The organism is Microbacterium sp. (assembly GCF_049650565.1).
Taxonomy (GTDB): Bacteria; Actinomycetota; Actinomycetes; order Actinomycetales; family Microbacteriaceae; genus Microbacterium.
This window is the reverse complement of the sequence record NZ_JBASAK010000016.1, coordinates 14,291-30,641: the sequence shown is the minus strand read 5'-3', so window position 1 is coordinate 30,641 and position 16,351 is coordinate 14,291. Positions and strand designations below refer to the sequence as shown.

Sequence of the window (16,351 nt, the reverse complement as noted above, 5' to 3'; positions counted from 1 at the left end):
CACCCCCTCCAGGTCGTTCCCGAGATCACGCACCAGCGTGGCACCCTTGCGAACCTCATCCTCATCGATGTCAGGCCACTCGAAACCCAGCTTCTCCATCACCCAGACAAGCTCATTCGGCAGCATCATCCCCACAGCACACCTCCTACTATCAGAACCCGCGGAAGAGGTCGCGGTGCCGTTCCCCCGAACAGCGCCACGACCTCTCTGACAGCTGAGCTCAGGCCCCGCCGGCCAGCTGCGAGTCCGTGTCGCGGATCGCGTCGGCCATGCGGTCGAGGGCCTGCGCCATGTCGTTGACGGCCTCGGCAGCGTCATCCAGCGACGTGGTCAGCTCCTCGTACGCCGTGGCGTACGCGTCCGATGCGTTCTCGGTCTTGAACCCGTCCTGCACGAGGTCGTCGATGACGCCCTGCAGCTCCTTGAGGGTGTCGGTGACCGAGCTGCGGCCATCGCGGAGACGCGAGGCCGCGCTCTCCATCTCGCTGTACGTTGCTCCGAAATCGTGGGCCATGAGATCCGCCTCCAGCTTTCATCTTCTTCAGGCCGATCGGCCTCTTACAGGTTCGAGAGTAACCGGAGACCAGGATCTCGCAAATGGGGAGTACTACCCATGCAGGACTGCCCATCCGACCGGAGCCCTCATTGCTCAGCCCTCCTGCGGCGCGTCGACGACGAACGGGATCTGCATGGTGACCGAGCGGCCGGCCTGCACGAAGATCCCACGCCCCACCGGGAAGTCGGACCTCTTGACCCGGCCGAACGGCGTCTTGAAGATCGTGTCGCCGTCGTACGTGTCGGGCTTGAGCACGATGCCCTGCCTGCCCGCCTTCCACTCGCCCAGCACGCCGATGCTGCCGCTGGCACGGCTGATCTCCGCATCGGCGATCAGCATGTGCTCGCTGTTGTTCAGCGCCTGCAGCAGTGCTCGCATCGGGCGATCCGCCGGGCCGTCCGCCAGGTGCGGGATGTCCTCGATGACGATGAGGATGCGGGCATCCGGCGAATCGCTGCCGATCAGCTCGGTCAGCTCGGTCGCCAGCTCCTTCTCGTCCTCCGGACGGATGGCGCTGCGCACCCACGGGCGGAAGTCCTTGAGCTCGGAGCGTCGCGTGCCGAAGTGGTACATCTTCACCCGCGGGTTGAACCGCTCCATCGCGACGACCAGCGCCTTCAGCGTGTTGGTCTTGCCCGACGCCGGCGGCCCCGAGATCACGAACGACCCGATCGGCTCGAATCCGCGCGGAGCGAGCGTGTCGTCGGCGACGCCGAACACCGGCATCCCGTCCTCCTGCGCCGGCATCTCCGACGCCGGAACCATCGTCGGCAGTGCGCCGATCTCGGGCAGATCCCGCACGCCCTGGGCGCGCAGCTTCTCGCTGAGCGCACCCAGCGCCCTGGTCTGCTCCACCACGTTCGGCGAGCCGCCGAGCACGGCGATCTGAGCCTCGTGACCGTCGATGACGGCGCGGCCGGGTGCGGACTGCTCGTCGAGCACGTCGCGCGGGGCGCCCAGCAGCATGTACTGGCTCTCGTCGCCCATGCGCAGCACCACGCGCCGCGAGATGTTGGCGGCCACGGCGCTGGGCACGGCATTGCCGCGGTCGGCGGTGATCACCGTGTGCACGCCCAGCGTGCGCCCCTCGCCGAGAATGCGCATGAAGATGCGGTAGAACGCGTTGCGGCCGGCCGTCACCTCCCAGTCCTTCTTGAACTCGGGGTAGTTGTCGATCAGCAGCAGGATGCGCGGCATGTTCGGGTCGACCAGGTCGCGATACTCCTGCACCGATGCGGCGCTGGCCTTCGAGAACGCTGAGGAGCGCCGATCCAACTCGCCGTCCAGGGTGCGCAGCAGGCGCTGGATGCGCTCGACGTCGGAACCGTCCACGACCGAGCCCACGTGCGGCAGCACGGTCAGAGAGCCCAGCGCACCCGAGGCGAAGTCCAGGCAGTACACCTGCACGCGCCCCTTGTCCGGACGCATGCCCGCCGAGGCGGCGATCGTCTTCAGCACCGTCGACTTGCCCGACCCGGAGGTGCCGTAGATCACCAGCGAGCCGTCGCGATCGGGCACGAAGACCGCTGACTCCTGCAGCTGCTTCTCGGGCACGTCCAGCAGTGCCAGCGGGATGCGGGTGTCGCCGTCGTTCGGCAGATCGTCCAGCTCCACCAGCAGTGCCAGGTCGTCGAGCCATGGACGGCGCGGCATAGGCAGTCCGGCCGTGTCCGCGGCGCGGATCAGCGTGGACACGATGCGCTTCTGATCGTTCGGGCCCAGGTCCTCCTCGTGCGCGTCGGACTCGGGCGGACGGTCGGGCTCCCACTCGCCGCTCGCGCCGAAGCGCAGCTCGGAGACGTGCACATCGGCCGCGACCGCCTCGTCCTCACCGGTCCAGCCACCGGCGTACGCGGACTGGAACGGCACCAGGCGGCCCGGTCCGGTCTTGGCGATCGCGCGGCCGGGGATCGCGGGCGAGAACGTCGCGGCGATCGGGTCGTCGACCACGTCGCGCGAGTCCGACTCGTCTGCCATGCGCAGGGCGATGCGCAGGTTGGTGTTCGCGCGCAGGTTGTCCTTGATCACACCCGCCGGACGCTGCGTCGCCATGATCAGATGGATGCCGAGCGAGCGGCCGCGCTGAGCGATGTCCACGACGCCGTCCACGAACTCCGGCATCTCGGACGCCAGCGCCGCGAACTCGTCGATCACCAGCACGAGGGCCGGGGGCACCTCGGGGTCCTGGCGCTTCTCGAGCTCGAGCAGGTCCTTCGCCTTCTTGCGGTTGAGCAGGTGCTCCCGGTACTGCAGCTCGGCCCGCAGGCTCGTGAGCGCCCGCCGCACCAGGTGCGGGCTCAGGTCGGTCACCAGGCCCACGCAGTGCGGCAGCTCGACGCAGTCCGCGAACGCCGATCCGCCCTTGTAGTCCACGAACAGGAAGGTGACGCGGTCGGGGCTGTGCGCGGCAGCCATGCCGAGCACCCAGGCCTGCAGGAACTCCGACTTGCCTGCACCCGTGGTCCCGCCGACGAGCGCGTGCGGGCCCTGCAGGCGCAGGTCGAGTGCCATCGCGTCGCTGGCGCCCTGCCCGATGATCGCGCGCAGCGTGCCGGCCTTCTTCAGTCGCGGCCGCGGAGCGGACGAGCGGTCCACGATGGTGTTGTTCTGCCGCCAGCGCTCGATCACGACGTGCGGATCCTCTGCGATGGCCGGGTCCACCAGCTGCAGGAAGTTCACCGAGTTGGGGATGTCGGATGCGTCGTGCACCACGGTGCTGGCATCCACCACCGGCGCCAGGCGCCGCGCCAGCATCTGCATGTAAGCGTTCGAGACGCCCTCCACGCGGGCGTGCTCGAAGAGCTCGCCACTGCGCACCAGGCCCACTGTGGCATCCTCGAGCCCCGCCGTCACGTCGACGAAGCTGCGGCAGACCGCGGGAAGGGATTCGACGGTGGGCGAGACGAACACGGCATGAACGCCGTGATCCGCGCCGCGCTCCAGCACGTCGGTGAGCCGGCCGCGATCCACGGGAGCGTCGCTGGTGACGAACACGATGACCGACAGCGACGGCGTCTTCTGATGCTCGTCCTTCGCACGTGAGACGTCGGTGCCGTAGAGCAGAGGATTCCACTCCTCCTTGAACGGCCCGCGCGGTTCGCTGTCATCGTCCTCCCCCGTGGACCGCTTCACGTGATCCTCGAGCGTGCTCAGCAGAGCAGCGGCCGTCGGCGCGGAGTCGGCGAGCGCGATGTCGCGGAACGGGCTGCGCTCGCTCGACGTGTGCGGCATCCACTTCAGCCAGTCCAGCTCGGGCGTCCACGCCGAGTCCGTGAAGGCGACCACGACGACGTCGTTCGGCGCATGCAGGCCCACGATCTGCACGCCGATGCCGCGCATCGCGTCGGCCACGGGGCCCTGCGGGCCCGCGATGCCGACCGATCCGGCATCCGCCATCGTGTCGAAGATCGGCACATCGTCGACGTATTCGTAGCGTTCGCGCAGCCGATCCACCCGTTCGATGAACTCCGGAAGCCCCTCCGGAGTCTCGGTGTCGTCGATCGTGTTGCGGGCGGGCAGCCGGCAGCTGCCGAGTCTGAGCCCCAGGAAGTTCCAGTGCTCGGGGCGTCTGGTCCACAGCATCGGCCCCAGGCGCATCGCCTGATCGAAGATCTCGGCGACCGGCGGCGCCTCCTCGTTGCGGGCGCTCTCCTCATCCGGCTTGCCGTGGAAGAAGTCCTCCTCGAGCTGCTCGAACTGTCTCTCGAACAGCACGAACTCGTGATTCGAGGTCTGCTTGGTCTGCGCGTTCTGATTGATCAGGTTGCCGAACGCCATCAGAGGCGTCATCAGCACCATCAGCAGCGACCGGGGATTGCCGTTCAGCGCGAACAGCGCGGCGCCCATCAGGATCGGCGTGATCAGGATCGGCCAGGGGAAGATCTTGTCGAGCTTCTCGGTGGGCAGGCGCGGCATCTTGAACGCCGTGCCGGGGTAGCGCACCTCCACGCGTGGACTGCGGTTGAACCTCAGGCCGCCGCCGCGCTCGATGATCGGCTCCTCCGCCGACGACCCGTCGAAGGACCGCGCCAGCCGCAGCTCCAGCGTCGTCCCGCCGATGACGAACGGCTGCCCCTCCTCGATGCGGACGCGCTGCACGGCCACGCCGTCGACGAGCACGCCGTTGGCGGAGTTTAGGTCGACGATCTCGACCTGGACGCCGATCTCGAGGCGCGCGTGCCTCTTCGACGCCATCGGATCGTTCAGCACGACGTCGTTGCCGTGATCGCGGCCCAGTGAGACGTGCCCCGAGGCGACGGGGAACTCCTGCCCCGCGAGCGGCCCCGCCGTCGCGCGAAGCACGCCGACGCTCTCGCGGCTGCCGCCGGCGGAGTATCCCGGCCCGTAGTTGACGATGGATGCCGCGAAGCCGGAGCCGATCCGAGCCTCGCCGATCGGCACGTCCGGCGGCAGCGGCACCAGGCGCTCGGCGGTGGGCGGAGCGACTGCGAGGGTGACGACGTCGCCTTCCGCGACCGGCGTCGACCGGGTGGGGTCCGACTCGGCGACATAGCGGGCGACGTCACCGGCGGTCGCGGTCGAGTCGGTGGTGATGACGATGTCCACCGGATCGTTCGACGGACGATGCAGGGTCAGTTTCAGCCTCATTGGTCTCCCTCATCTCCCGCGGGCCGCGGCCCGACGGCAAAGATCCGCGCGTGCGAGGTCATACCCGCACCACGGTCGCCCGGCGATCGCCGAGCCTGATCGTGTCCCCTTCGACCGCCATCGCCGGCGTTCCGGCGGTGACGCTGTACTCGACGCCGTCATGGAACAGCCCCGATCCGTTCGTCGAGCCGCAGTCGACGATCGCGACTCCGCCCGGGACCGGGCGGACCAGCATGTGCGTCTTCGAGAGCGAGCGGCTGGCGTCGGCCAGCGGGATCGCGCGGGCACCGGGATGCGGCGTCGCGTCGGGGTTGCGTCCCAGCAGCACCGGTCCTGCGACCAGGATGCTCTCCCCCGAGTCGAGCCGCAGCGCGTAGCGCACGGCAGGAGCGGATGCCCGGACCGGGGGCACCCCGGCCGAAGCGGATGCCTGTTCCGCCGTCGACTGCGGTGCCGACTCGGGCTGCGCTGTCGGCCCGGGCTGCACGGTCGGCCCGGGCTGCACGGTCGGGTTCCGGACAGGTGATGCCGTCGGCTGCGGCCGGGACTCCTGCACGGGCGGAATCTGCGGCGGGACGGGCGACGGCGTCACCGGCACGTCGGCGACCAGGCCCTGATCCGCGAGGGGAGCGCGGGCGGGAGCCGACGGTGTCGGGCCCGCGGGGCGGAATCCTCCGAGCACCGGCCGGCCGGCATCCGTCGACGCGGGCGGCACGGGGGCTGTCGCCTGCGACAGTCCGACCGCAGGACGCTCGTTCGCCGAGTGCGGCCGGGCCACGCCGAGCACTCCGGCGCTGATCCGGCTGCCGGGGCGATACTCCGGCTGCGCACGGGAGTCCGACGGAGTCGCCAGCGACGGCAGCACGGCGCGTTCCGCTGCGGGAGCGGCCTTGACCATCTTCCGCGCCACGCGCAGTCGCTTCTCATCGAACGGGTCCAGCCCGCCGCGCACATCGATGAGCCACACGCCGGTCGCCCTGTCATGCCATCCGCGGCCGCGCCGGGCGGCGTCGAACAGCGGCGAGGCGAGGAAGACCGGCAGCAGCAGCGGCACCAGGCTCGCGGCGAGCAGGATGAGCGATCGCAGCAGGACCCGCCCGAATCCCGGGCGTTCGAGCGTGCGCACGTCCACGGTGCGGATGCCGGTGATCGCCTTGCCGATCGTCATCCCGCGCAGGCCGTGCATCACCAGCTGCACCACGCAGTAGACCAGGCTGAACACGACCGACACTGCGGCCATGACGACAGCCAGCACGAACCCCGGGTGGTTGATGAACCCGTACGGCGAGATCGAGCCGCCGGCGAGCTTGAGCAGCAGCGGCACCGCGCCCAGCCACAGCGGCAGCTGCAGCAGCAGCCATCCCACGAGATCGCAGACTCCGGCCACGGCCCGGCGCCCCGACGGCGCCTGCAGCAGCCCGAGCGCGGCGGCGTAGGCAGGATCCGGACGACCGGCGGCGTCGAGCCCCTCGATCACGACCTTCTTCTCGTCGATCTCCCAGATCACGGCGTGCAGCCTCGCACCGCATCGCCCGAGCGCCCGTCGGAGCGCCGCAGCGTCACCTCGATGCATGTCGTGCCGGAAGGATCAGCGGGGACCGTCACGGTCATCCCCTCGATGTTCTGAGGCGCTTCCTTCCCCGTCAGGGTGACCTTCTGCCAGAGGTAGGAGTCACCCTTCACCGGATCCGGGTTGGTCCAGCTGAAGGCGACCTCGCCGCCGTCCTGGACCGCAGTCAGATCCTCGACCTGCGGCACGAGGCCGGCGAGCGGATCCTGGGGCTTCGGCGCGGGCACCGTGCTCTGCGTCGGCGTCGGCTCCGCGCCGTTGATCATCGCACCACCGAAGAACCACGTTCCCGCCACGAGGATCACGAGCCCCGCAGCCAGCGCGATCCAGCCCCACCACGGCATCCCGCGGCGGCCCGGCTGCTCCTGCGGGGAATCGGGCTCGGGGGCGGCGGCCAGCGGGGGCGCGACGGGGGCGACCACGCGCGGACCCCGCAGGACGGTGCGGTCGTCATCCGCCGGCTCCGGCTGCGGTGCGGGCTGAACGGGCACGGGCTCCGGTCGCGGCGGAGCGGACGTGAAGACCGGAGTCCCCTCGGGGACCTCGCCGGGGAACGGCGCGGGGGTCCTCCGCTTGCGCAGCGTCGCCGCCGACGGGCGGGTCGGCTCGATCGAGACGACCTCGCGCACCCGGGTGAGGCCGTCATCATCGTCGTCGGCCTGACCGCTCTGCGGCTGATCGTCGACGATGTCGACCGGCGTGACCGAATGGGACAGCTCGATCTGCACCTTCTGCAGCGCCCGCGCGAACGCCACCGCGCTCGCGTAGCGGTCGGCCGGATTCTTGGCCATCGCCTTCTCGAGGACCGCCTGCAGACTGCCGGGCGCGTCGGCACGGGCCAGCGACGGCAGCGGCGACCGTTCAATCCGCTCGATGAGGTCGGCACCGGAGTTGCGGCCGCCCGCCTGCTCGAAGGGCGTATGCCCGGTCAGCAGCGTGTACACGGTGGCGCCCAGCGCCCAGACATCCGACCGCGGGGTCGCCGAGGGGGCGTCGGCGAACGACTCCGGCGGCGACCATGGGATCGACATGCCCGCGGTCTCCCCCGCGCTGTGCGTGGTGGAGGCGATGCCGAAGTCGGTCAGCGCGGGGCGGTTGTACTCGGTGACGAGGATGTTCGCGGGTTTGATGTCGCGGTGCAGCACACCTGCGCGATGCGCGGTCTCGACCGCTCCGGCGACCTGGATGCCGACGCGCAGCGCCTCGGCGACGGAGAAGCGCTCGCGTCGGGCCCGCACCTGCAGGTTCGATCGCGGGCAGTACTCCATCACCAGATACGGCCTGCCGTCGCCGGCGACACCCGCCTGGTAGATGGTGACGATGGCGGGGTGGGTCGACAGCATGGCCATCACGTTGGCCTCGTCGGTGAACTCCTTCACGGCGCTGCCGGTGATGCGGTCGGCCAGCAGAACCTTCACCGCGACCCGGCGGCGCGGCATCTGCTGCTCGTACAGGAACACGTCGGCGAAGCCCCCCGTTCCGAGGGGCTCGACGTACGTGAAACCGGGGAGCACCGGGGGCGCCGAGGGCGGACGACTCACGGCAGATCCTCGAACCGGACCGTCACCCCGTCGCCGAGGTCGACGATGTCGCCGTTGACGACCACGGTCTGCTCGCCGGGATGCAGGCGCACGGGGTCGGCTCCGGGACGCAGCAGCGTGGAGCCGTTCGTGGTGTGCAGATCGATCACCACGCAGGCGCCCGCCTCGGGGCGGATCTCGAGGTGATTCCGGGAGATGTCCTGCTGCGGACTGTCGACGGCCACCAGGTGCGGCACGCTGTCGCCGCTGGCTCGGGTCGACCGCGGGCGGCGCCCGATGATGACGGGGCGGTCGAGATCGATCGTCTGACCGCTCGACACGACGACCCGCCCTCGCGAGGGCGGCGTCTGGACGGGGAGCGCGACCGTCGCATCGTCCGGCCCCGCGGGCGCCGACACGGCTGCGTCCGCCCGTCGCATCTCGCGCATCTGCGCGAACAGGATCGTCTCACCGTCGTGATCGCCCGAGACGGGCGCGACAGGAGGCGCCGACGGCGCATCGGGTGCCAGCGTGGCTGCGGAGACGACGGTGGCCTCGATATCCTCGGCCAGCCCCGCACTGCCGTCGACGGATGCCGCGGACTCCGGCTCTTCGGGGTCAGGGGCGTCCTCGGGCGCGGGGGCGTCCTCGGGCTCGGGGATGCCGTCAGGCTCGGGGATGCCGTCAGGCTCGGGCTCGACCAGCGGAGTGGGCGCGGTCACCGGCTTCTGCACGGACGCAGGGGCGTCCTCGGGCTCGGCGGCCCCCGGCCGCGGCGCCGGGCCGGGTTCGACCGGCTCCGCAGCATCCGCAAGCGACGCGGGATCAGCATCCGTCAACGGTGCGGAACCGGCATCCGGCGCGGGTTCAGCATCCGTCAGCGGTGCGGAACCGGCAACCGGAAGAGGCGCGACCGCGGCCTCCTCCCGGGTGAAGTCGAGCGCGACCCTGGCTGCGAGGACCACCCCATGGGCGACCGGCAGCACGCGACCGCTGACGGCCTCGTCGACGAGCACCTCGGCCTCGGCGCCGCGCGGCACGAAGTGCTCGCTCCAGGTGGTGACCTCGGCGCCGGTGAAGGTGCGCTCGCCGCCATCGGCATCCGTGACGCGCACGGAGACCCGCCCCCGCACGGTGACGCGCACGTCGGCGCCCACCCTCACGACCGCCGCGAACGGAGGGATCTCGGCGAAGACGCCGCCGACGTGCGACGTCAGTTGGTCGACGATCGCGCTCATGCCGGCAGCGCTCTCGATCACGTCCCACAGGCCGTCGACCAGCTCGTCATCGGCATCCTGAGGCAGCACCACGACAGCGGATCGCCCGATCAGCGTCCACCACGCGCCCAACTCGTATCCAGCTCGCATCACTGCACCCCTCCAGCTGCCTCGGCACGCGGGAGCGTGTCCACGTCGATGTCGTCCTCGCCACCGCTCGGACTCATCCTCACATGCACGGCGTCGACGACCACCGCGGTGATGTTGTCCCGGCCGCCCTGCTCCAATGCTGCGGCGATCAGGTGATCCGCTGCTTCCTGCGGATCACCGTTCTCAGCGAGGATCTGCGCGATCACCTCGTCGGAGACCTCCGAGGACAGGCCGTCGGAGCACACCAGAATGCGGTCGCCCGTCTCGGCAGGGATCATCCAGTAGTCGGCCTCGCCGACGCTGCCCGCCCCGAGAGCCCGCGTGATGATGTTGCGGCGACGATCGCCACGGGCATCCACCGCGAGCAGCTGACCGGCGTCGATCAGCTCCTGCACCACCGAGTGATCGACGGTGATCTGCTCGAACTCGCCGTCGGCGAGCCGATAGGTGCGCGAGTCGCCGATGTTCAGCGCGAGCCAGTAGCCGACGCCGTCGACCGACGTCAGCGCGACGCCACTGAGCGTCGTACCGGCGCGGCCGGTGCCGTTCGCGGGCAGCGCGTCGACCCTCGCCCTCGCCCTCGCGATGGCCAGGCGAATCTCGTCGAGAGACACGGTGGGCCTGCCGACCAGGCCGGCGAACTCGCCGATGGCCCCGGCACTGGCCTCCTCGCCCGCCTGGTGTCCGCCCATGCCGTCGGCGACCAGGAACAGCGGAGCCTGCACGAGCAGGGAGTCCTCGTTCAGGGTTCGTCGATGGCCGGTGTGAGTGGCCCAGCCGCATGAAACGGTCACGGGTGACGTCATGCGTACCCGCCGATCGTCACCACGCGGTCCCCGATCTCGATGGCATCGCCGAGCCGCACGTGCACCCGCTCGCCGGGAGGGCAGGCGATGCGCACGCCCTCCCGGACGATTGTCATCCCGTTCGTGGAGTCCCGGTCCATGACCCATCCGCCGGACACGTCGGATGCCGCCTCGAAGTGGGTCTTCGACAGGGAGAGCGTCTCATCGCGCACCGGCACCACCACGGCGCCGTCCTCCGGGGCGGGGTTCCGCCCGAAGACGGTGCGGCGCGAGACGGTCACCCTCGTGCCGTCGTCCCAGGTGAAGATCAGCCGATGGCCGGGGATGCTGATGCGAGTGTCCTCGGTGTCGGGGCCGGGCACAGGCTCGGGCGCCGACTGCACTCGCGCCGGAGGCGTGTCGACGGTGATGCCGGGGACGAACGAGATCAGCGAGTCATCGACAGCGGGGGCCTGCGGCGCGACCTGAGCAGGATGAGCCGATGGCGCAGCGCCGACAGGAGGAGCCGGTGGCGCGATGCGGGAAGGCGGAGCCATCACCGTCTCGTCGAGGTCCCCGGTCCCCTCGAAGGACGAAGCGGTCTGCTGTCCGGCCGCGGCGGGGACGGCGGGCGCCGGCGGCACGACCGGAGGCGTCGGCAGGGCGGGGGCTGCGGGCATGAGCGGAGCTGCGGGCAGCACCGGAGCAGCGGGAGCGAGCGGAGGTGCAGGCACGGCAGGCGCGCCATAGGTCGGGGCCGGCATCGCGGCGGTGGGTGGCGTCGGCATCGCCGTGGTCTGCGACGCCTCGGATGCGGGGCCTGCCGACCAAGCCGTTCCGAACCTGGCATCCAGCATGAGGGCATCGGCCACCCGATCATGCCAGCCCTGGAAGCGGCCCGAGCCGTCGAAGAGCGGTGAGAAGCATCCCACGACCACGGATGCCGCAGCACCGAACACGATGTTGCGCAGCAGCGCCCGCCAGAAGCCGATCGGGCCTCCGTCACTGCTCCGCCCCAGGCGCAGCCCCTGCGCGCGCATTCCGATCGAGCCCGAACCCGCCTGCATCAGCGTGTACACGACCTGCCATGCCAGGATCAGCAGCATGGCGATCACCATGCCGATCAGGTACACGCCGAGGAACGCGCGCGGTCCGGATGACGCCGAGATCACGAACACCAGGACGACCAGCACCACCGCCAGCCCCCCGGCGATCAGCGCATCGATGACGTACGCCAGGACCCGCCGGCTCACCGGCGCCACCTGTCCTGCTGACATGCTCATCTCGTCTCACTCTCGGGGCCGACATCGGGGAGCGCAGCCCCGGAGGGTGCCGCGGATGCCTTCTTCTCGATGGTGCCAGGTTCGCGCCGGACGCGCGCGGTCGCGGCATCCTTCAACTCCTGGACGCGGGTCGCGATCCTGCCGGAGCCGGTCAACGAGCGCACGTTCAGCCGAGCCTTCACACGCTTCCAGAACCCGGCATCCGCACCCATCCCGACGACCACGGAATCGACTTCCTTCCAGAACGCGTCGACATCCTGCGCACTGGGCTCGAACGGCCCGAAGACCTGGCCGTCGGCTCTGTCGGCCAGCATCGTGACCGCGGGGATCTCCAGTGCCGTCGAGACCGTCGCCGCCTCCTCCACGCGCGTCGAACCCGGCGGGATGCGGGCGCCGTAGTCGATGGCGCGGTCGGTGAGCTCGTCCCAGCCGCCGCTGATCCGGTCCGCCGTGCGCGCTGCGTTGCGACGAGCGCGACGCCGGGATGCCTTCCATGCGCCGATCACGATGAACGGCGAGCTGAGGATCAGCAGCATCAGCAGCGAGATCCCGCCCACGGCGAGGATCATCCCGATGATCGCCAGGATGTTGGGGGTGTCATCCTCGGGCTGCCGGTCGTCGGGCACCGTCGGCGGCAGGTCGACGGGCTCCTGCGGCGGGGGCGGCGGCTGCAGCACCTGCGGCTTGGGGTCGACCTTCGGCTTGGTGTTCTGATCCTGCGGAACCTGATCCTCAGGCGGTGTCGGATCGAACGGCAGCCAGCCGTAGCCGGTGAAGTTCACCTCGACCCAGGCGTGCACGTCGTCGCCGGTGGCGGTGAACTCCCCGGCGGACTTGCTGTCCTTCTCGGGGTAGTAGCCCATCACCACGCGCGCGGGGATGCCCACCTGACGCGCCATCAGCGCCATGGTGACGGCGTACTGCTCGTCATCGCCGATCATCTGCGTGCCGCCCATCAGGGTTGCGATCCGCTCCGCGGTGTGCCCGGCACGGGACAGGTGCGCCTGCGATCCCAGTCCGTGGCTGAAGAAGCCCTTCGTGGACAGGTACCTCTCCAGCGCGCGCACCTGGCCGACCGGGGTCTTGGCATCGGCCACGGTCTCCGCGGCCACGGTGCCGATGTCCTCGGGCACGTCGTGCAGCGCGGGCAGCTTCATCTTCGCGAACGGGGTGTCGCCGAGCTGCTCATCAGTGGGCGTCTTCGGGAAGACGGCTTCGACGGTGTAGGTGTCGCCCTTCTGCAGTCCGGAGGTGACGACCGTCGTGCCGGTCGCGCTGTTGTGATAGCCACTGCGCCGCAACCCGTCGGCATCCTGCCCCTCGAAGGTGATCTGCGAGACCACCTGCGTGTCCGGCACCCAGACTCCGCTGTAGTCGCCGATGAGGAATCTGACCGACTCCCGCGGCCCCTCGACATCCGCCGCCATGTTCGAGCGCAGCGGCGTGAACGCGCTGGACGTGCCGGGCCCGCCGTCGGTGACGTTGTAGACCACGCCGTTCCAGTCGTCCATCGCCGCGAGACGCACGCGAGCGCCCTCGGGCAGGCCGATCACGGTGAACAGCGTCTTGTCGGCCTCGTCGCGGACGTTCTTGCGGAACGCCTGCAGCGGGCTCGCGTAGTCGTGGATGTCGAACGGCGGCACGATCGCGTCGCGGAACACGTGACGCGGTTCGGTCGGCGAGGCGACGGCGCCCAGGCCCGCCCCGGCGACGCCGGCGACCGCCAGTACGGCGACGCCTCCGATCAGGCGGCGCCTGCGCATGTGCGCGGCCCGCGTCGGGTCGACCTCGGCGGTGTCGACCGCGCTGTGCTGAGGCACCCACCACGACCGCAGCGACAGCCACACCACCGTGACCGCGGCGAACACCACACCCTGCGCGAGAGGGAAGGCGGGGTCGGGCACGCCCAGCGCGATGACCAGAAGCAGAGCGGATGCCACGGGGATCAGCGCCCACCACACCCGGCGCAGCCGCAGCGCCAGCGATGCGGCGAGCACCGCGGTGACGAGACCGAGGATGAACGGGACCAGCAGATGGCCGTCGGCGGCCGAGACGGGGGCGACCGTGGTCAGCATCCGCTTCCACGACGTGACGGCGCCGCCCGCGAGGCCCTGCAGCGTGTCGAGGCCGGGCACGAAGCCGACGATCGTGGTGAACGGCAACGCCAGCGCGCCGCCGAACAGGAAATACGCGGCGGTGGTGAGGCCGGCGATGATGAGGATGCCCCACCGCCTCCAGGCGCACACCGCGGCGACACCCAGGCCCAGCGCCATGCCGCCGAGGGCGGCAGGGAGGAAGGAGGGTCCGGCGAAGCTCGGCCAGAAGCCGACCAGCGCCACGGCGACGAGAGCGGCGACCGCGCCGAGATCGAGGATCCAGCGGCGCAGCGGCAAGCCGGTCGAAGTGGTGGCCGATGTCATGCGAGGACCTTCTGAAGCGCGACGGGAAGCTGATCCAGGGCGCCGACCCTGACCACGGCGGCCTCACCGATCCTGCGGAGCTCGGGCTGATCGAGACCGCCCTGCACCACGACGGCGACGGCCCTGGCGCCGAACGGCACACGTGAGCAGGCCAGCCGCAGCTCCTCGGTGGAGACGCCGGAACCGCACACCAGGGCGACGACGCTGGCCAGCGGCATGTGAGCGGCCAGCACGCCGGACAGGTCCGCGACACCGCCGTCGCGGGCGCGGGAGTGCTCCACCATCGACAGCGAGTCCAGCAGCTGCTTGCCGGTGCCGGTCGCCAGCTCCCGGCCCTGCACACGCACGTCGACGCGCTGCGAGTCGCGCAGGGCGCGCAGTCCGATGGACCCGGCGACGGAGACGGCGAGCTCGAAGTCATCGTCGCTGCGGTACTCGCGCGGCGAGGTGGACAGCCCGATCACGAAGTGCGAGCGGCGGGTCTCCTCGAACTGGCGGACCATCATAATGCCGGTGCGAGCGGTGGACCGCCAGTGCACGTGCCGCAGATCGTCGCCGGGCTGGTATTCCAGCAGCGCGTGGAACGACACGTCGTCACGGGAGAGGTCCACCGCAGGCAGCCCCTCCAGGTCGCGGAGGAATCCCAGCGACTGCCCGCCGAAGAGCGTGGTCTTGGGATGAACGTAGAGATTCACGGGGTCGTCGCGGTGGCGTGCGCGCTCGAACAGTCCCAGCGGGTCGCCGCGCACCACGCTGACGGGGCCGACCTCGACGACGCCGCGCCGCTGCGTCGGGATCGCGAACAGCTCCTCCGCCTCGGCTCCGGGAGCGAGCCGCTGGATGGAGAACTCACCGCGGCCGGCTCCGACGGGCAGCACCACGCGCGAGGGGAGGATGGCGTGGCTCCCCCGGTTGTGCAGCGTCAGCGCGCCGATGGCGCGCTCGCCGACCACCACGCGAGTGCGGGCCAGGTCCAGCGACACGTCGTACTCCGTGCGGCCGACCAGGAACAGCGCGCAGATGACGACGACGGCCGCCAGCACGAGGCCGACGGTCGCGACCTCCTGCCAACCGAGGAGCATCCCGGTGATCCAGGCGGCTACGGCAAGCGCCATCACCGTCCAGCCCAGCGGGCGGATGACGGATGCGACCAGGCGCAGGCGCTCGAGCACGCGCGAGCCGATGACGGCGACGATGTCGCGCCACCCGGCCTCGCGCTCCGCCGTGCGCGGTGCGGTCGTCGCATCCGCCACCATCACGCGCTCGCCCGCGCCTGCGGCGCCGCCACGGTCTCGAGCACGCGGGCGATGACGGTCTCCGCGGTGGTGCCGGCGAACTCCGCCTCGGCATCCAGCATGAGGCGGTGCTGCCACACCGGGTGCGCGAGCGCCTTGATGTCGTCGGGCAGCACGTAGTGGCGACCGTGCGACGCCGCCCACACCTTGGCGATGCGGATCATCGCGATCGCACCTCGCACCGAGACACCGAGCTTGATGGCGCTGTCGGTGCGGGTGGCCTCGGCCAGCTCGGCGGCGAAGCGCAGCACGGCGGACTCGACGTGCACGGTGGCGGCGAGGTCGGCCATGTCGGCGACGGCGCCGGTGGTGATCACCGGCGAGAGGGCGGCGGCGGAGTTGCGCTGCGACGCGCCCGCCAGAATGCTCTCGGTCACGTCCAGGTCGGGGTAGCCGATCGACGTCTTGATCAGGAAGCGGTCCAGCTGCGCCTCGGGCAGCTTGTAGGTGCCGGCCTGCTCGACGGGGTTCTGCGTGGCGATCACCAGGAACGGACGGCCGGCCTCGTGGGCTGTGCCGTCGACCGTGACCCGGGACTCCTCCATGACCTCCAGCAGCGCGGACTGCGTCTTCGGCGAGGCGCGGTTGATCTCATCCGCCAGCACGATCGACGCGAAGATCGGTCCCTTGTGGAACTCGAACTTGTGCGCCTGCTGGTCGTAGATCGTCACACCGGTCACGTCGGAGGGCAGCAGGTCGGGCGTGAACTGGATGCGCGAGCTGGTGCCCTGCACCGTCGCGGCCAGCGCCCTGGCAAGGCTGGTCTTGCCGGTGCCCGGCGCGTCCTCCAGCAGCACATGGCCCTCGGCGAGCATGGCTGCCAGCACCAGGCTCACGACCTCGGGCTTGCCCTGCAGCGCCTTGTCGATGTTCTGCACCAGGCGTTCGAAGGTGCCCTGGAACCAGGTGGCCTGTTCGGGTGTCATTGTCATGTGATCGTCGTCTCT

At 70.5% G+C, this 16,351-nt stretch carries 10 protein-coding genes; all 10 read right to left on the bottom strand.

Annotated elements, in window-relative coordinates; translation table 11 throughout:
- Positions 1-220: 220 nt before the first annotated feature.
- Positions 221-514 (bottom strand): WXG100 family type VII secretion target, encoded by a 294-nt coding sequence (locus WA967_RS02675; RefSeq protein WP_417554836.1) that lies wholly within the window; start codon positions 512-514, stop codon positions 221-223.
- Between the two features lie 135 nt (positions 515-649).
- Positions 650-5,164, bottom strand: coding sequence for an FtsK/SpoIIIE domain-containing protein (locus WA967_RS02670; protein WP_424419354.1), 4,515 nt, complete (start codon positions 5,162-5,164; stop codon positions 650-652).
- 58 nt (positions 5,165-5,222) lie between these two features.
- Positions 5,223-6,671 (bottom strand): RDD family protein, encoded by a 1,449-nt coding sequence (locus WA967_RS02665; RefSeq protein WP_424419353.1) that lies wholly within the window; start codon positions 6,669-6,671, stop codon positions 5,223-5,225.
- Positions 6,668-8,275: a serine/threonine-protein kinase gene (locus WA967_RS02660; protein ID WP_424419352.1), complete on the bottom strand. Its 1,608-nt coding sequence runs from the start codon at positions 8,273-8,275 to the stop codon at positions 6,668-6,670. The genes WA967_RS02665 and WA967_RS02660 overlap by 4 nt, the downstream gene beginning before the upstream one ends.
- On the bottom strand, positions 8,272-9,621 hold the full coding sequence (locus WA967_RS02655; protein ID WP_424419351.1) for an FHA domain-containing protein: 1,350 nt from the start codon (positions 9,619-9,621) through the stop codon (positions 8,272-8,274). Before WA967_RS02655 ends, WA967_RS02660 begins: the two co-directional genes overlap by 4 nt.
- Complete coding sequence (locus tag WA967_RS02650) at positions 9,621-10,427, bottom strand: PP2C family protein-serine/threonine phosphatase (RefSeq protein ID WP_424419350.1); 807 nt, start codon at positions 10,425-10,427, stop codon at positions 9,621-9,623. Before WA967_RS02650 ends, WA967_RS02655 begins: the two co-directional genes overlap by 1 nt.
- The gene (locus tag WA967_RS02645) at positions 10,424-11,683 is read right to left on the bottom strand and encodes an RDD family protein (RefSeq protein WP_424419349.1); all 1,260 of its coding nucleotides are present in this window, start codon (positions 11,681-11,683) and stop codon (positions 10,424-10,426) included. The genes WA967_RS02650 and WA967_RS02645 overlap by 4 nt, the downstream gene beginning before the upstream one ends.
- A 2-nt stretch (positions 11,684-11,685) precedes the next feature.
- Complete coding sequence (locus tag WA967_RS02640; protein ID WP_424419348.1) at positions 11,686-14,109, bottom strand: transglutaminaseTgpA domain-containing protein; 2,424 nt, start codon at positions 14,107-14,109, stop codon at positions 11,686-11,688.
- Complete coding sequence (locus WA967_RS02635; protein WP_424419347.1) at positions 14,106-15,365, bottom strand: DUF58 domain-containing protein; 1,260 nt, start codon at positions 15,363-15,365, stop codon at positions 14,106-14,108. The genes WA967_RS02640 and WA967_RS02635 overlap by 4 nt, the downstream gene beginning before the upstream one ends.
- Positions 15,365-16,336, bottom strand: coding sequence for an AAA family ATPase (locus WA967_RS02630; RefSeq protein WP_424419346.1), 972 nt, complete (start codon positions 16,334-16,336; stop codon positions 15,365-15,367). The genes WA967_RS02635 and WA967_RS02630 overlap by 1 nt, the downstream gene beginning before the upstream one ends.
- Positions 16,337-16,351 lie beyond the last annotated feature (15 nt).

Excerpts from the sequence above, each read along its gene's own strand:
- WA967_RS02670 (WP_424419354.1), bottom strand. The coding sequence starts at position 5,164 with ATGAGGCTGAAACTGACCCTGCATCGTCCGTCGAACGATCCGGTGGAC.
- WA967_RS02630 (WP_424419346.1), bottom strand. The coding sequence starts at position 16,336 with ATGACAATGACACCCGAACAGGCCACCTGGTTCCAGGGCACCTTCGAA.
- WA967_RS02675 (WP_417554836.1), bottom strand. The coding sequence starts at position 514 with ATGGCCCACGATTTCGGAGCAACGTACAGCGAGATGGAGAGCGCGGCC.
- WA967_RS02640 (WP_424419348.1), bottom strand. The coding sequence starts at position 14,109 with ATGACATCGGCCACCACTTCGACCGGCTTGCCGCTGCGCCGCTGGATC.
- WA967_RS02655 (WP_424419351.1), bottom strand. The coding sequence starts at position 9,621 with ATGCGAGCTGGATACGAGTTGGGCGCGTGGTGGACGCTGATCGGGCGA.
- WA967_RS02635 (WP_424419347.1), bottom strand. The coding sequence starts at position 15,365 with ATGGTGGCGGATGCGACGACCGCACCGCGCACGGCGGAGCGCGAGGCC.
- WA967_RS02650 (WP_424419350.1), bottom strand. The coding sequence starts at position 10,427 with ATGACGTCACCCGTGACCGTTTCATGCGGCTGGGCCACTCACACCGGC.
- WA967_RS02645 (WP_424419349.1), bottom strand. The coding sequence starts at position 11,683 with ATGTCAGCAGGACAGGTGGCGCCGGTGAGCCGGCGGGTCCTGGCGTAC.